The organism is Beutenbergia cavernae DSM 12333 (assembly GCF_000023105.1).
Classification (GTDB): domain Bacteria; phylum Actinomycetota; class Actinomycetes; order Actinomycetales; family Beutenbergiaceae; genus Beutenbergia; species Beutenbergia cavernae.
Window position 1 is genome coordinate 1,177,172 of sequence record NC_012669.1, and the last position, 21,163, is coordinate 1,198,334.

General features: G+C 73.5%; 23 protein-coding genes. 9 read left to right on the forward strand and 14 right to left on the reverse strand.

Annotated features, from left to right (window positions below):
• Positions 1-30 precede the first annotated feature (30 nt).
• Positions 31-204, forward strand: a complete 174-nt coding sequence (locus BCAV_RS22900; protein WP_015881536.1) for a hypothetical protein — start codon at positions 31-33, stop codon at positions 202-204.
• A gap of 98 nt (positions 205-302) precedes the next feature.
• A complete protein-coding gene (locus BCAV_RS05215; protein ID WP_015881537.1) occupies positions 303-1,364 on the forward strand; it encodes a DNA polymerase IV in 1,062 nt (353 codons plus the stop codon).
• Positions 1,365-1,374: 10 nt separating this feature from the next.
• On the opposite strand, the gene BCAV_RS22025 is transcribed toward BCAV_RS05215, so the two are convergent.
• The gene (locus BCAV_RS22025) at positions 1,375-1,761 is read right to left on the reverse strand and encodes a hypothetical protein (RefSeq protein WP_083769955.1); all 387 of its coding nucleotides are present in this window, start codon (positions 1,759-1,761) and stop codon (positions 1,375-1,377) included.
• A gap of 176 nt (positions 1,762-1,937) precedes the next feature.
• On the opposite strand from BCAV_RS22025, the gene BCAV_RS05225 reads away from it, so the two are divergent.
• Positions 1,938-2,417, forward strand: a complete 480-nt coding sequence (locus BCAV_RS05225) for a hypothetical protein (protein ID WP_015881539.1) — start codon at positions 1,938-1,940, stop codon at positions 2,415-2,417.
• Here the strand turns inward: BCAV_RS05225 and BCAV_RS05230 are convergent.
• Entirely contained in the window at positions 2,359-3,291 is a 933-nt protein-coding gene (locus BCAV_RS05230) for an NAD-dependent epimerase/dehydratase family protein (protein ID WP_015881540.1), read from the reverse strand. The genes BCAV_RS05225 and BCAV_RS05230 overlap by 59 nt on opposite strands.
• A gap of 86 nt (positions 3,292-3,377) precedes the next feature.
• Here BCAV_RS05230 and BCAV_RS05235 point away from each other — a divergent pair, with 86 nt between their 5' ends.
• The 3 genes from BCAV_RS05235 (at position 3,378) to BCAV_RS05245 (ending at position 6,861) form a co-directional block, all read left to right on the forward strand.
• Positions 3,378-3,797, forward strand: coding sequence for a PPOX class F420-dependent oxidoreductase (locus tag BCAV_RS05235; protein WP_015881541.1), 420 nt, complete (start codon positions 3,378-3,380; stop codon positions 3,795-3,797).
• Between the two features lie 77 nt (positions 3,798-3,874).
• The gene (locus BCAV_RS05240; RefSeq protein WP_015881542.1) at positions 3,875-5,632 is read left to right on the forward strand and encodes a bifunctional 3'-5' exonuclease/DNA polymerase; all 1,758 of its coding nucleotides are present in this window, start codon (positions 3,875-3,877) and stop codon (positions 5,630-5,632) included.
• A gap of 92 nt (positions 5,633-5,724) precedes the next feature.
• A complete protein-coding gene (locus tag BCAV_RS05245; protein WP_015881543.1) occupies positions 5,725-6,861 on the forward strand; it encodes an NYN domain-containing protein in 1,137 nt (378 codons plus the stop codon).
• Here BCAV_RS05245 and BCAV_RS05250 read toward each other — a convergent pair.
• The 10 genes from BCAV_RS05250 to BCAV_RS05300 form a co-directional block, all read right to left on the reverse strand.
• Positions 6,843-9,080: a heavy metal translocating P-type ATPase gene (locus BCAV_RS05250; RefSeq protein ID WP_015881544.1), complete on the reverse strand. Its 2,238-nt coding sequence runs from the start codon at positions 9,078-9,080 to the stop codon at positions 6,843-6,845. The genes BCAV_RS05245 and BCAV_RS05250 overlap by 19 nt on opposite strands.
• 354 nt (positions 9,081-9,434) lie before the next feature.
• Positions 9,435-9,674, reverse strand: coding sequence for a hypothetical protein (locus tag BCAV_RS05260; protein WP_015881545.1), 240 nt, complete (start codon positions 9,672-9,674; stop codon positions 9,435-9,437).
• Positions 9,674-10,912: a hypothetical protein gene (locus tag BCAV_RS05265; protein ID WP_015881546.1), complete on the reverse strand. Its 1,239-nt coding sequence runs from the start codon at positions 10,910-10,912 to the stop codon at positions 9,674-9,676. Before BCAV_RS05265 ends, BCAV_RS05260 begins: the two co-directional genes overlap by 1 nt.
• On the reverse strand, positions 10,909-11,232 hold the full coding sequence (locus BCAV_RS05270; RefSeq protein ID WP_015881547.1) for a type VII secretion target: 324 nt from the start codon (positions 11,230-11,232) through the stop codon (positions 10,909-10,911). Before BCAV_RS05270 ends, BCAV_RS05265 begins: the two co-directional genes overlap by 4 nt.
• A 32-nt stretch (positions 11,233-11,264) precedes the next feature.
• A complete protein-coding gene (locus tag BCAV_RS05275) occupies positions 11,265-11,633 on the reverse strand; it encodes a YbaB/EbfC family nucleoid-associated protein (protein ID WP_050761657.1) in 369 nt (122 codons plus the stop codon).
• Positions 11,634-11,693: 60 nt separating this feature from the next.
• A complete protein-coding gene (locus BCAV_RS05280; RefSeq protein WP_015881549.1) occupies positions 11,694-12,206 on the reverse strand; it encodes a GNAT family N-acetyltransferase in 513 nt (170 codons plus the stop codon).
• Between the two features lie 58 nt (positions 12,207-12,264).
• The gene (locus BCAV_RS05285; protein WP_015881550.1) at positions 12,265-12,933 is read right to left on the reverse strand and encodes a response regulator; all 669 of its coding nucleotides are present in this window, start codon (positions 12,931-12,933) and stop codon (positions 12,265-12,267) included.
• Positions 12,930-14,195, reverse strand: coding sequence for a sensor histidine kinase (locus BCAV_RS05290; RefSeq protein ID WP_015881551.1), 1,266 nt, complete (start codon positions 14,193-14,195; stop codon positions 12,930-12,932). The genes BCAV_RS05285 and BCAV_RS05290 overlap by 4 nt, the downstream gene beginning before the upstream one ends.
• Positions 14,196-14,350: 155 nt before the next feature.
• Positions 14,351-15,235, reverse strand: coding sequence for an ABC-2 transporter permease (locus BCAV_RS05295; protein ID WP_015881552.1), 885 nt, complete (start codon positions 15,233-15,235; stop codon positions 14,351-14,353).
• Positions 15,232-16,179, reverse strand: coding sequence for an ABC transporter ATP-binding protein (locus tag BCAV_RS05300; protein ID WP_015881553.1), 948 nt, complete (start codon positions 16,177-16,179; stop codon positions 15,232-15,234). Before BCAV_RS05300 ends, BCAV_RS05295 begins: the two co-directional genes overlap by 4 nt.
• A gap of 363 nt (positions 16,180-16,542) precedes the next feature.
• Here BCAV_RS05300 and BCAV_RS05305 point away from each other — a divergent pair, with 363 nt between their 5' ends.
• From BCAV_RS05305 to BCAV_RS05315, 3 genes are all read left to right on the forward strand, one after another.
• A complete protein-coding gene (locus BCAV_RS05305; protein ID WP_015881554.1) occupies positions 16,543-17,439 on the forward strand; it encodes a Bax inhibitor-1/YccA family protein in 897 nt (298 codons plus the stop codon).
• A 136-nt stretch (positions 17,440-17,575) separates the two neighbouring features.
• Entirely contained in the window at positions 17,576-18,973 is a 1,398-nt protein-coding gene (locus tag BCAV_RS05310) for a cystathionine beta-synthase (RefSeq protein ID WP_015881555.1), read from the forward strand.
• A 96-nt stretch (positions 18,974-19,069) separates the two neighbouring features.
• Positions 19,070-20,293, forward strand: coding sequence for a cystathionine gamma-synthase (locus BCAV_RS05315; RefSeq protein WP_043346643.1), 1,224 nt, complete (start codon positions 19,070-19,072; stop codon positions 20,291-20,293).
• A gap of 38 nt (positions 20,294-20,331) precedes the next feature.
• Here BCAV_RS05315 and BCAV_RS05320 read toward each other — a convergent pair whose 3' ends face one another.
• On the reverse strand, positions 20,332-20,757 hold the full coding sequence (locus BCAV_RS05320) for an SRPBCC family protein (RefSeq protein ID WP_015881557.1): 426 nt from the start codon (positions 20,755-20,757) through the stop codon (positions 20,332-20,334).
• Entirely contained in the window at positions 20,754-21,089 is a 336-nt protein-coding gene (locus BCAV_RS05325) for an ArsR/SmtB family transcription factor (RefSeq protein WP_015881558.1), read from the reverse strand. Before BCAV_RS05325 ends, BCAV_RS05320 begins: the two co-directional genes overlap by 4 nt.
• Positions 21,090-21,163: the final 74 nt, after the last annotated feature.

Genomic DNA, 21,163 nt, shown 5'->3' on the forward strand with positions numbered 1-21,163 from the left:
GAGGAAGCCCGTTTCGAGTGCGGGCGGTACATGACCATCCCGGAGAACAGGCCCGAGATCCGATACGACCCAGACCTGCTGCGCGTGTGGTGCCTCGGTTCGGACGAGCAGTGGCACCTCACCTGGGACGGGAGCGCGTACCTCGTGGTCGCGCGCTGGGTGACGGCGGGTGCCATCGGCCTCGGCAGTGCCCTGGCGCTGTGACGATGGCTGGTGATCTCGCGGCTTCATCGCCTGGACCGCGCCTGACGCTCGGGCGCCCTCCGTTGGGCACGCCGGGGGATCTCTGGTTGTCTGCTGGCGTGGACGCCACCGACGGCGAGATCGAGCGCACGGCCTGGGTGCTCCACCTCGACCTCGACCAGTTCATCGCCGCGGTGGAGGTGCTGCGCCGGCCCGAGCTCGCCGGGAAGCCGGTCGTCGTCGGCGGGTCGGGAGACCCGACACAGCGGCGGCAGGTCGTCGCGACGGCGTCCTACGAGGCGCGAGAGTTCGGCGTGCACTCCGGCATGCCGCTCACCGTGGCGCACCGGCGTTGCCCCGATGCCGTGTTCCTGCCGTCCGACCACGCCGCGTACGACGAGGCGTCGCTGCACGTCTGGGCGACCGTGCGCACGTTCCCGGTCCTCGTGGAGGAGCTCGGCTGGGACGAGGGGTTCATCGGTGCACGAACTGCCGACCCGGAGGCTCTGGCTCGCGCGGTCCAGGCGGCGGTGCTCGAGGCGACCGGACTGCACTGCTCGATCGGGGTCGGGGACAGCCGCCTGCGCGCGAAGACGGCCACGGGCTTCGCGAAGCCGCGCGGCGTGCACCGGCTGACTGCCGAGACGTGGATGCCGGTGATGGGTCAGCGGCCGACGCGCGACCTGTGGGGCGTGGGCCCGCGCATCTCGGAGCGACTCGCGGGGCTCGGGATCCGTACGGTCGCGGATCTCGCGGCGGCCGACGAAGCCGCTCTCGTCGCCGAGTTCGGGCCCACGAACGGGCCGTACGTGCTCGACCTCGGCCGCGGCGGCAGCGACGCCCGCGTCGCGAGCGGGCCGCCGCCGCGGATGGGGCGCAGCCGGGAGGTGACGTTCCCGATCGACCTGACGGACGCCGTCGACGTCCTCGGGCACGTGCTCGAGATGGCGCGGGAACTGACGACGGCGACGCTCGCCGACTCGCGTCTCGTCGCCAGGGTCGCGGTGAAGGTGCGCGAGGCGCCGTTCTTCACGTCGACCAAGATCGCGAAGGTCCTCCCGGGGCCGACGGCGGAGGTGGCGGTCGTGGAGGAGACGGCGGCCCGGGTGCTCGAACGCTTCGGCGAGCTGCGGCCGGTGCGGCTGCTCGGCGTCCGCGTGGAGTACGACCGGCCCGCCTGACGTGACGGCGTCAGGTCAGCTGGGACGTCGCGCCGAGCTCGTGGGCGACGTCGGCGAGCGTCCCGGCGAACGACTCCCTGGTCCGCGCGGCGAAGCCCACGAAGAACCCGTTCGCGAGGCCGACGCCCCAGCGCGCGCGGTTCGCCACGTTCCGCACGCGGTGCTCGACGAGCGTGCCGTCGGGATGCGTGCTCACCGTCCACTCGCCGCGATACCACCAGCCGCCCTGGATCGCGAGGTGGTCGGCGGCAAGCTCGACCGTGGACCGGTGCCCCGGGGTGTCCTCGACGACGAACGTGCCCTCCGGGTGGGGACCGCCGGGCAGCAGCGACGCGACGAGGGCGTCCCGGACGCGGTCCGGCGGTGCGGTCACGACGCCCGACACCTCGGTGATCATGCGGGCCACTCGACGTCCCTCCCGTGCGGGGCGACGGCGTGATCGCCGTCGTCCGCATGCGATCCTGCCACTCGCGTCCGCTGGCGCGTGCTGCGGTCCGGTGCGTCGCTGGCAGCTGATCCGTGTGTCAGTGCCTCCGGGTCACCGGTGTCGGAGGCGTCTGGCAGCGTCCGGGCATGACACAGCAGACGAAGATCGACCGGGTGCTCGAGGAGTTCCTCGACGCCCAGTCACGGGGCCGCTCGCCGGCCACCGGCGAACGGTACGCGCGGGTGATCGCGCAGCTGCGGGAGTTCCTCGACGTCGTCGAGGTGGACGCGATGCTCGGCACGGATCCCGGCACGATGCTGCGCGCCGAGCGGGAGTTCGGAGCCTCCGGTGCGTTCGCCAGGGTGTTCGATCCTGCCGAGCTCGCCGTGTGCCTGCGCGCGTTCCTCGCACCCGAGTGGCGGCTCGAGCCGCGGGCGCTGTGGGTCACGCAGGTCAGCCTGGTCGGCCGGTTCGTCACCTGGCTCCGCCGGCACGGCTGGATCGACATGCGTGTGTGGGCGTGCGCCGTGTGGGACGTCGAGGCGGAGGTCGTGCGGCAGCGCGAGCTCATCCGCGCGGTCGCGGCACAGGGCGGGCGGTCCGCCACCGGTGCTCCGGGTCCGTGACGGAGCCAGTGGCGTGGCCGGGCCTCAGCCGACGTGGCTCGCTGCCCTGGCCCCGAGCGCGGCGAACCCGTCCCGCCAGGTGGGGTGGTCGAGGCGGAACCCGAGCTCGCGGAGGCGGGCGTTGCTCACCGCGCGGCCCGGCGGGACGTCGTCGGGCGCCGGTGGCGGCGGGAGGCCGACGGCGGAGGCGAACGCCGCCCATCCACTCGCCGAGCGGCGCGGGATCGTCGTCGACGACGTTGACGACGCCGGCCGGCCAGTCGAGAGCGGCTGCGGCGGCGCGTGCGGCGTCGGCGACGTGGACGAAGCTCGTGATCGCGGAGCGACGGTCGGCGAGCCGGCCGCCGCGGGCGTCCTCGACGGCCGCGCCGTCGACGTCGAACCAGGTGCCCGGCCCGTACACCAGCCCGTACCGCAGCACGACGCCGAGCGGGACCTCGGCCACCGCGGTCTCGAGGGCGCCGACACCTGAGGAGTCCGTCGACACCGGTTCGTCCTCGCCGGCCCGCCCGGGCCCGGGCAGGTACGTCCAGGCGACGCTCTGCGCCACGACCCGCTCGACTCCGTGGGCCGCCGCGGCGTCGACGATCGCGCGGGTGGCGAGGGTCCGCAGGCGCGCGTTCGCGGTGTAGTCCCGCGCGCCCAGGTCCGTGAGCTGGTGCACGATCGCGTCCGGCGCGGCTTCCGCGACGGCCGCTTCGACGTCGTCCGCCCGACGAGCGTCGGCGACGACGGCGCCGAGTCCGGTCTCGCGCCACGCCTGCGCCGTCCGCTCGGACCGCGTCGCGCCCGTCACGCTGTGCCCGGCGGCGACGAGCCGGGGGAGCAGCTGCCGGCCGATCGCGCCGCTGCCGCCGAACACCAGGATCCGCACGCCCACCATCCTGCCGCACCGGCTCGACACGCGGACGCAAGGGCCGCCGTCGTCGTCGCCGGGACCTGAGTTCGTACGCTGGCGCCATGGCTTCCACCATCCCGGCCGGCTTCGCCGACCTGCTCGAGCGTCCCCTGTTCGCCCACCTCGCGACCGTCCACCCGGACGGGTCGCCGCAGAGCAGCGTCATGTGGTTCGTCTGGGAGGGCGACGTCATCCGCTTCACGCACACGTCCCGGCGGCAGAAGTACCGGAACGTCGCGCACGAGCCGCGCGTCGCGCTCTCGATCGTCGACCCGGACGACACCGGCCGCTACCTGGAGATCCGCGGTCAGGTGATCTCCGTGGAGCCCGACGACGCGGAGGCGTCCTTCTACCGTTCCCTCCAGGAGCGCTACGGCGACGTCTACCCGATCACCGACGCCGACGTCCGCGTGGTGATCACCGTGCTGCCCGAGTACGCCCGCGGACGCGGCGAGGGCGACACCTCCTCCGTCGTGTCCTGACCGCTGACGCCGGCGACGCCGGGCGGGCCACCACGCCCGTCCGGGTCGTCGTCGGCGCCCGGTGCCAGGATGAGCCGGTGAACGTCGTGGTGGCCGAGGGGGACGACGAGGTCGTGCACCTCGAGGTCGTCGGCGAAGGGGACGACGATGGCCCCGCCGCGGGGACGGCGGCCCGCACGGTGTCGCGCGACGACTGGCCGGGCGAGGTCGCGCGGACGGAGGCTGCGGCGCACCTCGACGGCGGCCACGTGCGCTGGGTGTGGGACGACACGTCCCGCTGGTACCCAGAACTGCTCCGGGCCGGGGTGCGGGTCGAGCGGTGCCACGACCTGCGGCTCGCCCACACGATCCTGCGGCGCTCCACCTCCTCGGCGTCCTCCGATCTCGCGCGGGCCGACCCGGGCCCGTGGGACGTCGCCCCGGAGGTGGGCGAGGGCGCCGAGGAGGCGTCGCCGTCGTCCACGCCGAGTCTCTTCGAGCAGTGGGAGGCGCCGCCGCCACGGCCGGAACGCCCGGATCCTCTGGCGGAGCTGGCGCTGCAGGAGGCGGCGCTGCGGTCCGCAGGAGACGACGCCGGCCGGCTCCGTCTTCTCATCGCCGCCGAGTCGAGCGGCGCACTCGTGGCCTCGGAGCTGCAGCACGACGGGCTCCCGTTCCGGGTCGACGTGCACGACGCGACCCTCACCCGCATGCTCGGCCCACGCCCCGCACGGGTGGGGCAGCGGCCGGCGCTGCTCGAGGCCCTCGCCGCCCAGGTCCGCGACGCGCTCGACGTCCCCACGCTCAACCCGGACTCCCAGCCGGACCTGCTGCGCGCGCTCCGCCGGAGCGGGCTCGACGTGACCTCGACCAGCAAGTGGGAGCTGCAACGCTCCGAGCATCCCGCGGTCGCGCCCCTCCTGGAGTACAAGAAGCTGTACCGCCTGCTCTCCGCGAACGGATGGGCGTGGATGGACCAGTGGGTGACGGACGGGAGGTTCCGCGCCGAGTGGGTGCCCGGCGGCGTCGTCACCGGGCGCTGGGCCACCCGCGGTGGCGGCGCGTTGCAGCTGCCGAAGGGGATCAGGTCGGCGGTGCGTGCCGACGACGGCTGGCTGCTCGTCATCGCGGACGCGGCGCAGCTCGAGCCGCGGATCCTCGCCGCGATGTCCGGCGACGACGCGATGGTCGCCGCCGGCGCTCGGGGCGACCTGTACGCCGGGCTGGTGGAGGCCGGCGTCGTCGACACGCGTGCGCACGCCAAGGTCGCCATGCTGGCCGCGCTGTACGGCGCGACCACCGGCCAGGCGGCGATGCTCGTGCCGCGGCTCGCCCGGGCGTACCCGCGCGCGGTCGGGCTGGTCGACGCGGCGGCCCGGGTGGGGGAGAACGGCGGCGTCGTCAGCACGTGGCTCGGGCGCTCGTCCGTGCCGCCCGGGGAGGCGTGGCACGCGGCGCAGTCGGCGGCCTCGGCCCCGGACGCCACGCCCGACGACGAGCGCCGCGCCCGGTCGCGCGCCCGCGACTGGGGCCGGTTCACCCGCAACTTCGTGGTGCAGGGGACCGCCGCGGAGTGGGCGCTGTGCTGGATGGCGGCGCTGCGCCGCCGGCTGGCGTCGCTCGAGGGCGACGCCGGCGTCCCGCGCCTCGCGTTCTTCCTGCACGACGAGCTCATCGTCCACACGCCGGGGGCCGTGGCCGACGACGTCGCCGCGGCGGTGCGCGACGCCGGCCGCGAGGCGTCGCGGCTGCTGTTCGGGCCAGGCGCGCCGGAGGTGCCCCTCGACGTGGTCGTCGCCGAGGACTACGGGGAGGGCGGGGACGCCGACGCCCTTCCCGTCATCGACGACGAGTAGCCGCCGCGGCGCGGGGGAGACCGGGTCTGGGCCGGGAGACGCTGACGGACGGGCTGGGAGCGGCGGCCGCTGCCCGGCCCTACGCTGGCCGGATGGATGCCGACGAGCGCTTGGCCGTGTTCCTGGACTACGAGAACCTCGCGCTCGGTGCGCGCGAGCACCTCGGGGGGATGGCGTTCGACTTCGGGCCGATCGCCGACGCTCTCGCTGTGCGAGGACGCGTGGTCGTGCGGCGCGCGTACGCGGACTGGTCGTACTTCGACGACGACCGGCGCGCCCTCACCCGGCACCAGGTCGAGCTCATCGAGATGCCGCAGCGCATGGGCGCGTCGCGGAAGAACGCCGCCGACATCAAGATGGTCGTGGACGCGATCGAGATGGCGTTCGAGCGGGAGTACATCTCGACGTTCGTCATGTGTACAGGGGACAGCGACTTCTCGCCGCTCGTGCACAAGCTCCGCGAGCTGAACAAGCGCGTGATCGGGGTCGGCGTCGAGAACTCCACGTCCCGGCTGCTGCCGCCGGCCTGCGACGAGTTCTTGTTCTACGACCGGCTCGAGGGTGTCGACGTCCCGGACGAGCCGGCACCGACCACGCGTCGCGGCTCGGGCCGCCGGGCGGCGGCGGCGCCGGCCCCTGCCGAGCCGGCGCCCGGCGCGGGGCAGCCGGTCGTCGTCGACCCGGCCACGGCCACGGATCAGGAGGCGCCGGACGCCGCGGCCGCGCGCCAGGACGCCGACGGCGCGGAGCCCGCCGAGGAGCAGCCCGAGCTCGCGGTGCGGATCGCCCAGACGTTGAGCGACCTCGAGGCCTCGGCCGGCGGCACGGTCACGGCGTCACTGCTCAAGCGGACGCTGCTGCGCAAGGACCCGACGTTCAGCGAGGCCGACTACGGCTACCGCGCGTTCGGGGAGCTGCTGCGCCATCTCGCCGACGACGGCGTCGTCGAGCTGTCCGCCGGCCCGGCCGCCGGCGACCCGCAGATCGCGCTGCCCGAGCAGGGCGACCGCGCCGAGGCGTTCGCCCTGGTGCGGTCGGTGGTCGCCGAGGCGGGCGGCCGGGCGGCCCTGTCCGGCCTCAAGAACAAGCTGCGCAAGGCGCGCCCCGCGTTCAGCGAGAAGTCGCTCGGCTTCCGCGGGTTCCTGCAGTTCTGCAAGGCGGCACAGGAGGCCGGCGTCGTCGCCCTCGCATGGGACGACGACGCCGACGACTACCTCGTCACCGTGTGAGCCTCGCGCTCCCGCGGCGACGTGGCTGAGCCCGCCACGACCGCCTCGGGGCGCAGGTCCAGGCGGCGCAGCGTCTGGGCGTTGAGCGCCACGATCACCGTCGAGGCCGACATGAGCAGCGCCCCGGCCGCCATCGGCATCACGAACCCCCACGGTGCGAGCACGCCCGCCGCGAGGGGGACGGCGACGATGTTGTAGCCCGCCGCCCACCACAGGTTCTGCTTCATCTTGCGGTAGGACGCCCGGGACAGGTCGACGACGGAGAGCACGCTCCGCGGGTCGTCGCTGGCCAGCACGACGCCGGCGCTCGCGATCGCGACGTCGGTCCCGGCGCCGATCGCGAGCCCCACGTCGGCCTGGGCGAGCGCCGGGGCGTCGTTGACGCCGTCGCCGACCATCGCGACGGTGCGGCCCCCGGCCTGCAGTCGCCCGACCTCCGCGCCCTTGTCCTGCGGCTTGACGCCGGCCAGGACCCGGTCGATGCCGAGCTCCGCCGCGACCGCCTTCGCCACGGGCTCCGCGTCCCCGGTGATCATCGCCACCTCGATGCCGCGCGCGTGCAGGGCGTCCACGGCCTCGCGGGCCTGCGGCCGGACGGCGTCGGCCAGAGCCAGTGCGCCGATGACGACGCCGTCCGCCAGCACGTGCAGGACCGTCGCCCCCGCCCACTCGTGCGTCCCGTCGAGCGGCGCCGCGCCGTGCGCCTCCAGCAGGGCCGGACCACCCACGGCGACCCGGACGCCGTCGACCTCCGCCTCGACGCCGACACCGGACGTGGACGTGAAGTCGCGAGACGCCGGGAGGTCGAGTCCGCGCTCCTGCGCACTCCGCACGATGGCGGCGGCGAGCGGGTGCTCGCTGTCCGCCTCGGCGGCGGCAGCTCGGGCCAGCACGTCGTCCTCCGTGCCGAGCGCGGCCAGCACGTGGGTCACGGCCGGTCGCCCCTCGGTGAGCGTGCCGGTCTTGTCGAACAGGACGACGTCGACGGTGCGCATGCGCTCGAGCGCCAGCCGGTCCGTGACGAGGATCCCGGCCTTGGCCGCGCGCTCGGTGGAGATCGCGACGACCAGCGGGATCGCCAGGCCGAGCGCGTGGGGGCAGGCGATGACGAGCACGGTGATGAGCCGGATGAGGCCGGCGTCCGGTTCCCCGATCGCCGACCAGACGGCGATCGTGATCGCGGCGGCGCCCAGGGCGTACCAGAACAGCCAGGCGGCCGCCCGGTCCGCGAGCCGCTGGGCCCGGGACGTGGACGCCTGCGCCTCGGCCACGAGGCGCGAGATCCCCGCGAGCGCCGTGTCCTCGCCGACGGCGTCGACCCGCACCCGCAGGCCGGAGTCCGTCGCGACCGTCCCGGCCACGACGCGGTCGCCGACGCCGCGCCGCACCGGCACCGACTCCCCGGTGATCATCGACTCGTCGAGGTGCGCGGCGCCGTCGGTCACCTCGCCGTCGGCGGGCACGCGCCCACCGGGACGGACGACGACGACGTCGCCCACCCCGAGCGCGGCCGGTGCCACCGTCTCGACGCCGCCGTCCGCGGTGACCCGCTCGGCCTCGTCGGGCAGGAGCGCCGCCAGCTGGTCGAGCGCCGACGACGACGCCGCGAGCGACCGCATCTCGATCCAGTGCCCGAGCAGCATGATGACGACGAGCAGCGCGAGCTCCCACCAGGCGTCGAGGTCCATGGGGAGCAGGCCGAGCGTGGCCCCCCACGAGGAGAAGAACGCCACAGTGATCGCGAGCGCGATGAGCAGCATCATCCCCGGCTTGCGGGCGCGCAACTCATCGACGGCGCCGCTCAGGAAGGGCCGGCCGCCCCAGACGTACACGAGCGTGCCGAGCACGGGGGACACCCAGCGGACCCAGGTGGCGTCGGGCAGGTGGTAGCCGAGCAGATCGGCGAACATCGGGCTGAAGGCCACGACCGGGACCGCGACCGCGAGCATGACCCAGAACAGGGTGCGGAACTGCGCGACGTGGCCCGCATGGCCGCCGTGACCGGCGTGTCCTGCGTGGCCCGCGTGGCCCTCGTGTCCTGCGTGGCCCGCGTGGCCGCCGTGACCCGCGTGTCCTGCATGGACCTCGTGCCCCGCGTGCGCGCTCGGCTCGACTCCGACGTCGTGCGACACCTCGCCCGCGTGCTCGGCGTGCGACCCGTGGTCGGGTTCGGCGGTCGTCGGCATGCGGTGGGAGTCGTGGCCGTGCGGCGTGCTCATCGTGGCTCCAGATCGTCGCGACGAGGCGGCGTGCCCGCCCGTCGACCTGGCCAACTCTATACCCCCTAGGGGTATTCCGCCGGAGCGGGTGGCGGAGATGCCCGCGTCCGTGCTCCTCACGCGCCGAGCGCACCACCCGCGCGGCGAGGGCGGGGCCTCCGCCGTCGTTCTCGAGGTGCCAATCGGAAGGGTCATGGACGGCGATGACGACGACGTGCGGCTCGGGATCGTGCTCGTCACGTCCCACGAGATAGCGCACATGCTCCTGACCCTCGGAGACCTTGCGGCCGTACACGAAGATGGCCATCCCGCGGCACCGTGGGACGAGGGCTGTGCTGCAGCTTTCGCTCGTGCTCACGCGTAGAAGCTCACGTGCTCCGGCCAGCTGCCGGAGTCGACCCACAGGCGGCGAGCCTTCCCGTGAATCGCCTGCTCGTCGATGTTCAGGTCCGGACCGGACCCCTCGCTGGAGGCCGACCGACCGTCCGGACCGATGGCGAGCACGGAGACGTTCGGGTGATCCGGTGACGACACCCGGTACCGCACGCCTTGCGGATCCTCGGAGATCTTGTCGCCGTACACGATCCGGGCCATCAGGATCCTTCCCTCATCCGGGCTGAGTGCCAGTCCGCGATGGAGTTCGCGTGCTCGTGCGCTTCAAGATACGTCGCGCCCGGGTGGTCACGAACGTAGGCCGATTCGGCGATCTCGTGGCGCAGCAGCAGGTGGTCGGTCGGTGTGCCCTCGCCGTTCCGAAGTCGGTAGAAGGCCTCCGCCTGCGGGGAGTCAGGATCGAACCGTCCGGTGGTGATCGGCTCGACGCTCCCGTCCGGGAACGTTCGGCCACCCAGGAGGTGCTCGTCGCGGAAGACGTGGTCGAGCGCGCGGCGAATGTCGGCTGGGTCCATGTCGGGGTTCGCTCGTGCGAGGTCGTCGGCAAAGTTCGGGTCGGCTCGGATGTCGTCGTACGCGCGTTCCGCCCACTCGTCCGGGAGCTCGCCACGCCGTCGCCCAGGACCGTAGCTGCCTCCCGCGAAGTGGCCAGGCACGTCGCGGGTGCCCGGCGCACCCGGGGTGCGGGGCTGGTTGCTGCGGAGGTTCCGGGCGAGGCCGCTGATCGCCTCCTTGAGCGTGTCGACGAGACCGCGCAACGACGACGCCGACCGGATGACCGCCGTCACGGAACCGCCGACGCGAGCCGCGAGCGACGACACCCGCGTCGTCACCTGGCCGATCACCCACGGCGTCCCGAGTCCGACGGTGAACACGATCTGCGCCGCCCACGAGATCGCCGCGCCGACCAGCTCGGCGATCGCGTCGCGCACCATGTCGTGCACGATCTGCACGACCATCCCGCACTTCTCGATCGCTGCTGCGACTCCCGCGGACGAGCCGCTCAGCCCCTTCAGGTGCGCGGCGACGTCGTCGGCGTATCGCGCGTACGCCTCCACGCCCTGACCCGTCATCGCCTCGAGGTCCGAGCGGACCACCTGCCGGAGGTCCTCCGACGCCGTCCCCAGGTGCCCCGCGACGTTCGTCCAGGTGGCGGCGAAGCCGGCGACGGCGTTCGCGTCGCCCGTCAGGTCGTTGAGCCACCCCTTGAGCGGCTCGACGTGCTCCATGAGCCAGCCGAGACCGGCGGCGATGAGCTGCCCGAGCGGGTCCATGACCGCCGCTGCGGTGTCCAGCGCGGTCGACAGCCCAGCGAGCCCGACGTCGAGCCAGCTGCCGCTCTCCAGCGACGTCGACAGGTCGGCGAGCGACTCGATGAGCATCGTGCCGCCGAGGGCCGAGGACTCGGTGGGCCCTGCGACCAGCGCGTTCTCGCTCACGGCAGCGCCGCCCGGAGGCGGTCGAGCCGACCCTGCTCGCCCTCGTCCGCAGCTGCGTAGTCGGCGGCCATGTCACGAACGCCCTGGGCCATCGCCGTCAGCGTCTCGCCCGCCGCCGCGATCGCGTCCTCGGTCTCGGCCTCGGACTGAAGGACGATCGGCGGGAGGAAGGCGCACAGCACGCCGAACGATCCGTCGCTCAGGTCCACCTGCCCCGCCGCGTCCGCTGCGAGGTCGACGGCGTCCCGCACCGCCTCGAGGCGCCCCGCGTGCGCGGTCAGCACCTCCGTCGAGACCTCGAAGCCTGCCCCCGTGCCCATCCCCGTCCCCCGTTCCGCTTCCCTGTGTGGGATCAGCGCATGCGCTGATCGAGCTCGTCCTGCAGCTGGCGGCTCACGGCCGAGCCAGCGCCGAACGCGTCGTCCATGATCGCGACCGCCTGGCGCGACGCGTCCTGCATCGCCGCGCGCACGGTGCGCACGATGAGCGTCGAGAGCGCGTCGGCGCGCAGGCGCGTCGCGGCGTCGCTCAGCTCGAGGTCGCGCAGCAGGCCGGTCGGGTCGACCTGGGCGACGACCTCACCGCGTTCGCTCCGGGCGACCCCCCGCACCTCGTCGATCTTGGCGCGGACCTCCTGGGCGGCCGAGGCGCGCTCCTGCGCCGCGGCGATGTCTGCCTCGACCCTGGCCAGGGCCTCGTCCGGGTCGTAGAACGCGCTCATGGGCATCGACGGTATGACAGTCGGGGCGGCATGCGCCAGGCGGCCGCCCGGCGTGCTGGCTCAGAGGTCGAGCGCCAGCGTGTCGGAGTCCCCGCTGCGCCCGACCGACGTGAACCCGAGCTGCTCGTACAGCGCCCGGGCGCGGTTGCCGTCCTCCACGGACAGGCTGACCCGGCCGATCCCCAGCTCCCGCGCGCGGGCCAGCAACGCCGTCAGCAGCGCGCGGCCGATGCCCCGGCCCCGGAACCCCGGGACGATGGCGATCGTCACCTCCGGGACGTCGTCGGCCACGTAGCCGTATCCCGGGTCCGCCGACGTGAACTGGCGCAGCCAGGCCGCCCCGACCGGGATCTGCAGCCCGGCCGGCCCGCCGAGGTCGACGGCGACGAGCCCGAAGTCGCCCGGCCTGCCCCAGCCGGTGACGTAGTGCGCGATCTCGGGCTTCGCGAGGGCCTGCTTGCGGTTCATCCGGTCGCCCGACCAGTTCACCGACTCGAGCAGCATGTCGACGAGGAAGTCGGCATCGGACGGCGCGACCTCGCGCACCGCGATCTGCGGCGGGCTGTCGCTCATCGCGTGCCTCCTCCCTGCCTCGACGAGCTCGTCGGCTCGTGATTCCCGTCGGAGCAGGCTACCCGGGTCGCACGAGTCCCGTCTCGTAGGCCAGCACCACGGCCTGCACGCGGTCCCGCAGGCCCAGCTTCGCGAGCACGCGGCCGACGTGCGTCTTGACCGTCGCCTCGCTGACCACGAACCGGTCGGCGATCTCGAGGTTCGACAGCCCTTCCGCGACGGCGACGAGCACCTCGAGCTCGCGCGGCGTCAGCTCCGCGAGCCGCGGGTCGCTGGCCGAGGTGTCCCGGTCGCCGCCCTGCGGCAGGTACTCGCCGAACAGCTCGAGCATCCGCCGGGTGATCCGCGGCGAGACGACGGCGTCCCCGCTCGCCACCGTCCGGATCGCGTCCACGAGATCCGCGGGCCGCGTGTCCTTGAGGAGGAAGCCGCTCGCGCCGGCCCGCAGGCCGGAGAACGCGTACTCGTCGAGGTCGAACGTCGTGAGGATGAGCACGCGGACCGCGGGCATCGCGGCCACGATGCTCGCCGTGGCCTCGATGCCGTTGCGTACGGGCATCCGCACGTCCATGAGCACGACGTCCGGGTGGAGCGAGCGCGCCATCTGCTCCGCGACCACGCCGTCGGCGGCCTCACCGACGACCTCGATGTCCGTCTCCGCCTCCAGCACGAGCCGGAACCCGGTGCGCAGGAGCGCCTGGTCGTCGACGAGCAGCACACGGATCACACCTCATCCTCCCGCCACGGCAGCAGCGCGCGCACCTGCCAGCCGGACAGGGTCGGCCCGGCCTCGATCGAGCCGCCGAACACGGCCACCCGCTCACGCATGCCGATGAGCCCCTTCCCGGAGCCCTGGCGTCCCTCGCCGGGGATCGACCCACCGCCGTTGGAGACACGGACGACGACGCCGTCGGGCGTCGTCGCGACAGCCGCCTCGATCCACGGGGCGAGCGGCGCGTACCGCAGCACGTTGGTCAACGCCTCCTGGAGGATGCGGTAGACGGCGAGCCGGAGGCCGGCGTCCGCGGGGAGCGCCACGCCGGACGTGGTGAGGTGGACCGGCAGCCCGGCCGCGCGGAAGCGGTCGACGAGCTCCCCGATCCCCTCGGTCGGCTGCGGTTCGAGCATGGCGCCGGTGGCCTCGTCGTCCCGGAGCGCGCCGAGCACGCGTCGCATGTCGCCGAGGGCGGAGCGCCCGGTCTCGGCGACGTCGTCCATCGCCGTGCGCGCCCGGTCGGGGCTCTTCTCGAGGATCGCCTGGGCGCCGTCGGCCAGTGTGATCATCACGGAGAGGGAGTGGGCGACGACGTCGTGCATCTCGCGCGCGATCCTCGCCCGCTCGGCGGCGACGGCGAGCTGCTCGCGCTGGTCGCGCTCGAGCGCCAGCTGGTTGGCGCGGTCGATGAGAGCACCGATGTGCAGGCGCCGGTTGCGGACGCCGATGCCGATGGCCAGGGCGATGACCGCCCAGAGGACGATCGCCGTGACGCTCGTGACGCGGAACACGTCCCAGTCGGTCGGGTCGGGGGAGGCGGCGGCGACCGCCTCGAGGTTCGTCGGCGCGTCGACGAGCACCTGGGTGGTGCCCAGGGTGGCGACGCTCGCGCCGAGCGCCAGCCAGGCCACGTGCGCCGGTCGCGAGGCGGCGACGGCGTACACCCCGAGCGCGACGGCGAGCTCGAAGCCGGCGGTCTGCGACATCGCGACCGTCGTGACGACACCGAGGACCGTGACGACGGCGAGCGTCGCGAGGGGACGTCGACGCCGGAACCACAGAGCCGCCGTCGCGAGCACCGAGGCGATCGCGCCGACGACGACGCCGCGGGGAGTCCCCTCCGGCACCAGGACGACGGTGAGGAACGAGGGGATCCCGAACCACGCCATGACCAGGAGGTCCATCGCCACGGGGTGACGGACGAAGTAGCGCCGGACCGGGCCGAGCCGTCGCGCGTTGAGCTCGGTGAACTCCGGCGCCGAGGACGAGGACACGTTCGCTCCTCCCGACGCTCCTGACGACGACGAGCCGGGGGCCGGCGTCGGCCCTCTCGCGCCGGCGGCCGGCGCGTCCGAGGGCGCACGCGAGAACGGCGACGCCGGCGGTTCCCCCGCCGGCGTCGCCCCCTCGGTGTGCTGCGGAACGTCGATCAGACGTCCCTCCTCCGCAGCAGCACGCACGCAGCGGCAAAGATCGCCGCGACGTAGGCACCCAGCAGGCCGATGCCCTGCCAGGGGGTCAGAGGCGGCTCGCCGCCGGGCGGTTCGCCTTCGATCGCACTCATCCCGCCGTCGATCGCCATGATGCGCTCGCCTGCCGCCGAGGGCAGGTAGGGAGCGAGGTTCGCCACCCACTCGAGGTTCATGCTCGCGATGCTCACCACGATCGGGATGAGCAGGACGATGCCGAGCACGGCGGCGATGGCCCCGGCGGAGTTGCGCAGCAGGGCGCCGATCCCGAACGCGAGCAGGGCGATCGCCATGACGTACAGACCGGCACCGAGGAACACGCGCCAGGTCTCGGAGTCGCCGAGGTCCGCCTGCATGTCGTACTGCGACAGGATCGGCAGGGTCACCAGGTACGACGCGAAGACGCCCACGCTCGCGGTGACGAACGTGACGATGGCGAGCACGACACCCTTCGCGAACAGCGCGGGGAGCCGCTTCGGAACGGCCGTCATCGTCGACCGGATCATGCCGGTCGTGTACTCGCCGGTGATGATGAGCGCTCCGAGGACCGCCACCGTGATCTGCCCGGCGAGGTACCCGAACGTCGCGACGGTGACACCGAACCCGCTGAGGTCGGCGCCCTCGGAGCTCTCCGCGATGAACGACGCGCCGCTGGCCATCATCAGCGCGAACAGGACCATCCCGACGACGGTCAGGCCGAGCGTCCAGTACGTCGAGCGCAGCGTGAAGAACTTGATCCACTCGGACTTCATCACGTGGGGGAACGAGACGCGGCCGGCGCCGCTGACGGGCGCACCGGCGTGGCGGCCCACCTCGGTGGCGGCGCCGTTGGTGATCGCGGTCATGCCTGCGCTCCTTCCGTTGCGTGCGACGCGTGGGGTGACCCGGACGCGGAGTGGAACTCGACGTCGTCGGCGGTGAGGGTCATGAACGCCTCCTCGAGCGAGGCCCGGACGGGCGTGAGCTCGTGCAGCACGAGACCCTCGCGCGCGGCGACCTCACCGACCTGGGCTGCCTCGAGCCCGCGCACGGCGAGGTGCCCCGGCTCGATGACGGTGATGGCGACGTCCTCGCCGGCGAGGCGCTCCGCGAGCTGCGCCGCCTGCGGCGAGCGGACGGTGACGGACGTGCCGGACGTGCGGTCGATGACCTCCTGCACGGGCCCGGACGTGATGATCCTGCCCCGGCCGATGACGATGAGCTGGTCGGCGGTGATCGCCATCTCGCTCATGAGGTGCGACGACAGGAAGACCGTGCGTCCCTCGTCCGCCAGGTACCGGACCATCGTGCGGACCCACTTGACGCCCTCGGGGTCGAGGCCGTTCACCGGCTCGTCGAGGATGAGCGTGCGGGGGTCGCCGAGCATGGCCACGGCGATGCCGAGTCGCTGGCCCATGCCGAGCGAGAAGCCGCCGACGCGCTTCTTCGCCACCGCGGCGAGGCCGGTCATCTCGATGACCTCGTCGACGCGCTTGCCGGGCAGACCGTGGGTGGCGGCGAGGGCGCGCAGGTGGTTGCGGGCGTTGCGGCCGGTGTGGACCGCCTTCGCCTCGAGCAGCGAGCCGACCTCGTGCATCGGCGCGTGATGCTGGGCGTACGGCTTGCCGTTGACCTCGACGTGCCCGGCGGTGGGGCGGTCGAGACCGACGATCATCCGCATCGTCGTCGACTTCCCGGCGCCGTTCGGGCCGAGGAAGCCGGTCACCTGGCCCGGCTCGACGCGGAACGAGACGTGGTCCACCGCGAGCTTGGTGCCGTACCTCTTCGTGAGGCCTTCAGCCTCGATCATGAGCAGCTCCTTCGTGGGGTCCGGGCGGACTCACCCGGCTGCGCTCCACGCTAGGCCGCGCACCGGCGCGCCGCCGCTCGCGATGGGTGGATCTTCGGCTCGGGAGACGTCGGTCGAAGGAGTGACGACGTCATCCTCCAGGCGGACTCCCTCGGCCTCGAGCCTCAGGGGTCCGCGGGAGGCCCTCACACGCGCACCGGCCGGCGGGAACACGGGGACGGCGTCGGTCGTTCCTCGGATACGGCACACGCATGAGCCATGCCCGGTCGCCGCTCGCCGCATAGGATGGGCGCAGCGGTCCGGCGCAGTCCCAGGCGATCGGCCGGCCAAGAGCATCCACCCGCCGCGACCAGGAGGCAGCGCGTGAGCAACCCGTACTTCAACAACGATCCGTTCTTCGGGGACGGCAAGGGCCAGCAGCGGCGCGGAGGCCAGCCGGGTGCGTACCCGGGTGCCGCCGGGCAGCAGGGCTACCCGGGCGTGCCGCAGGCCGGGCAGTCGGCGGCCGGTGCGACCGGCACGATGGCGCCGGCATACGACCTGGAGCAGGCGTACAACATGCCGGCCGCGGGTCCCGCGCAGACCGGCCGCATGACGTATGACGACGTCATCATCCGCACGGGTTCGCTGCTCGGGATCATCGTCGTCACCGGTGCGCTCGCGTGGTTCGGCCCGCAGGCGCTCGGCGCCCCGCAGCTCGTCTGGCCGCTCATGCTCGTCGGTGCGATCGGCGGCCTCGTGCTCGGCCTGGTGAACTCGTTCAAGCGCGAGCCGTCGCCGGCGCTCATCGTCGGGTATGCCGCCCTCGAGGGTCTGTTCCTCGGCGGCATCTCCGGCATCTTCGAGACGATGTACCCCGGGATCGTCGTGCAGGCGGTGCTTGCGACGTTCGCCACGTTCGGCGCGACGCTCCTGCTGTTCCGGAGCGGCAAGATCCGGGTCACGCCCAAGTTCCAGCGGATCGTGCTCGTGGCGCTCGTGGGGTACGCGTTCTTCTCGCTGATCAACCTCGGCCTCATGCTGTTCGGCGTCATGGACGGCTGGGGGATGCGCGAGGGCCCGATCGGCATCCTCATCGGCGTCGCCGCGGTCATCCTCGCCGCGGCCTGCCTCGTGATCGACTTCGACGCGATCAAGCGCGGCATCGAGCGCGGCGCACCGGCCAAGTACGCCTGGGCGGCCGCGTTCGGCCTCACCGTCACGCTCGTCTGGATGTACCTCGAGTTCCTGCGGCTCCTGGCGATCCTCCGCGGCGACTGAGCCACGGCGCGACGCGCGCTGCACGACAGCGACGGCGGCCCTCACCCTCGGTGGTGAGGGCCGCCGTCGTCGTTCCCTCGAGAGGTCGCGTCGCAAGGGCGGGGCGTGACCCACCGACGCGTCCTACCCTGGGCCGATGAGATACGCCGCACACATCAGCGAGCTCGTGGGATCCACGCCGCTCGTGCGCCTGTCGTCCGTGACCGACGGACTGAGCGCAGTCGTCCTCGCCAAGATCGAGTACCTCAACCCCGGTGGGTCGATCAAGGACCGCATCGCCGCCCGCATCATCGACGCCGCCGAGGCGGAGGGAAAGCTGCGTCCGGGCGGCACGATCGTCGAACCCACGTCGGGCAACACCGGCGTCGGCCTCGCGCTCATCGCCCAGCAGCGCGGCTACCGCTGCATCTTCGTCTGCCCGGACAAGGTCGCGCAGGACAAGCGCGACGTCCTCACGGCCTACGGGGCGCAGGTGGTGGTGACCCCCACCGCCGTCCCGCCGGACCACCCGGACTCCTACTACTCCGTGTCCGACCGGCTCGCGTCGGAGATCGACGGCGCGTTCAAACCCGACCAGTACTCGAACCCGAACGGGCCGGCGAGCCACTACGCCTCCACCGGCCCCGAGATCTGGGCCGACACCGACGGGCGCGTCACGCACCTCGTCGCCGGCATCGGGACGGGCGGCACGATCACGGGCACCGGTCGCTACCTGCACGACGCGTCAGCCGACCGGGAGAGCGGCCCGGTGCGGGTCGTGGGTGTCGACCCGGACGGGTCCGTGTACTCCGGCGGCAGCGGACGGCCGTACCTCGTGGAGGGCGTGGGCGAGGACTTCTGGCCGGGCGCGTACGACCCGGCGGTGCCGGACGAGGTGCTCGCCGTGACGGACGCCGACTCGTTCGAGATGACCCGGCGCCTCGCCCGCGAGGAGGGCCTGCTCGTCGGCGGGTCGAGCGGGATGGCCGCGGTCGCGGCTCTGCGCGTGGCGCGCCGGCTCGAGGAGGAGGACCCGGCTGCCGCAGCCGACGCCGTCGTCGTCGTGATCCTGCCCGACGGCGGGCGCGGCTACCTCTCGAAGGTGTTCAACGACGCGTGGATGCGCTCGTACGGGTTCCTCGACGCCGGCGAGGGTGCGACGGCAGCCGACGTGCTGCGCACCAAGTCGGGGGAGCTGCCGGCGCTCGTGCACACGCACCCGGGCGAGACGGTGCGGGACGCCGTCGAGATCCTCCACGAGTACGGCGTCTCGCAGATGCCGGTGGTCGGTGCGGAGCCGCCGGTCGTCGTCGGCGAGGTCGCCGGCTCGGTCAGCGAGCGCGACCTGCTCGACGCCGTCTTCGCCGGCCAGGCGTCGCTCGCCGACCGCGTCGAGGCGCACATGGGCCCGCCGCTGCCGTACATCGGGGCGGGGGAGAGCGTCGTCGCCGTCCAGAAGGCGCTCGTGGACTCCGACGCTCTCGTGGTCACCGACGACGGCCGCCCGATCGGGGTGCTGACGCGCGCGGACCTGCTCGGGTACCTGGCCCGCTGAGGGCGTCGCGCGCCGAGTGCGTGAGCTCTCGCGGCGTCGGCGGCGTGTCGGCGGGAGGGATCACGCACTCGGCGGCGGATGGCTAGCCTGACGACCATGACCCACCACGACGCCGGCGACGCGACCGAGGCCCCCGACTGGTCGAAGCACGGACCGGCCACCCGGGCGATCCACGCCGGCTCCGAACCGGACGCGGCCACGGGCGCCGTCGTCCCGCCCGTGTACCTGACGTCGACGTACAAGCAGGACGGCGTCGGCGGACTGCGCGGCGGGTACGAGTACTCGCGCTCCGCGAACCCCACGAGGACCGCGCTCGAGACGGCGCTCGCCGCCGCCGAGCTCGGCGAGCGGGCGTTCGCGTTCGCGTCCGGCCTGGCGGCGGAGGACGTGCTGCTCCGGTCGGTGCTCGCGCCCGGCGACCACCTCGTCATCCCCGACGACGCCTACGGCGGCACGTACCGCCTGATCGCGCGCGTGCTCGCGCCCTGGGGGATCGAGCACACGGCCGTCGACACGACGTCGCCAGCGGCGGTCGCAGCCGCGGTGCGACCGACGACCCGCGCGATCTGGGTCGAGACGCCGTCGAACCCGCTGCTGGGGATCTCACCCCTGACCCTGCTCGCCGGGATCGCGCGCGACGCCGACGCGCTCCTCGTCGTCGACAACACGTTCGCCAGTCCCGCGCTGCAGCTCCCGCTGACGCTGGGCGCCGACGCCGTCGTCCACTCGACCACGAAGTACATCGGGGGGCACTCCGACGTCGTGGGTGGCGCGCTCGTGCTGCGTGAAGGCGTCCGCCTGCCGGGCGGGAACCCGGGTCCGACCGGCTCCGGCTCGCTCCTCGACGCCGTGGCGTTCCACCAGAACGCCGCAGGCGCCGTCGCCGGCCCGTTCGACGCGTGGCTCACGCTCCGCGGGCTGAAGACGCTCGGCGTGCGCATGGCCCAGCACAGCCGGAACGCCGCGGCCGTGGCCGAGTTCCTCGCCGCGCATCCCGTCGTCGAGCACGTGATCTACCCGGGACTGCCGGACCACCCCGGCCACGACGTCGCGGCCACCCAGATGAGCGGGTTCGGCGGGATGGTCAGCATGCGGGTCGGGTCCGAGGCGCGGGCGCTCGAGGTGTGCGACAGGACCCGCGTGTTCACGCTCGGGGAGTCGCTGGGCGGCGTGGAGTCGCTCATCGAGCACCCCGCGCGGATGACGCACGCGTCGGTCGCCGGGTCGGCGCTCGAGGTGCCGGCGGACCTCGTGCGGCTGTCCGTGGGCATCGAGGACGTCGCCGACCTGCTGGCGGACCTCGAGCGCGCCCTGGCCTGAGGCGACTCTCCCGCCGAGCGCAGCCTGCGGTGCCCGGGTCAGGCTGTCCGCTGTCCGACCTCGACCAGCCGGTCGAGGCAGTCGTTCCAGCCCTGCGCGTGATTCGCGGCGTCCTCCTCGGACGTGAACCGCTCGTGGAGGACGACGACATCCGTCCCGCCGTCGGCGGCGGCGAACGTGACGGTCACGAGGGTCTCGTCGTCCTCGCCGTCCCAACGCCAGGTCAGGACGAGCCGATGCGGCTCCTCGAGCGCGACGACGTCGCCGCTCACGGCCATGCCGCGGGCTGTCGACTCGACGCGGTAGGTGCCGCCGACGCGCAGGTCGACCCGCGCCGTCGTCCCGAACGACGGCGGCCAGAACCAGGCGGCGAGCTCGTCGGCGTCGGTCCACGCTCGCCACACGCGGGCGGGCGCGGCGGCGACGTGTCGGGTGAGCCTCACGGTGGTGGGTGCCTCGGTCACGGGTTCTCCTCCAGGTAGTCCTCGAGCGAGTCGAGGCGGTCGGCCCAGAACCGGCGGTAGCCGTCCATCCACTCCGCGGCGGGGCGCAGCGCGCCGGCGCGCAGTGTGCAGTGGCGGCTGCGGCCGACCTTGCGGGTGGTGATCAGGCCGGTCCGTTCCAGGACGGCGAGGTGCTTCGCCATCGCGGGGAGCGTGGCGCCGAGCGGCGCCGCGAGCTCGGTCACGGTGGCTGGGCCGGCGCGCAGGTGAGCGAGCATGGCGCGCCGGGTGGGGTCGGTGAGCGCCGCGAAGACCTCGTCGAGCGAGGGGTCCGCCTTCGAATACTTCACCATGTGGTTAAGTGTTGCCCTCCGCGCATGCAGGTGTCAAGGCGCCGAGCGCGGCACGGACGACGCTTCCCGCGGGC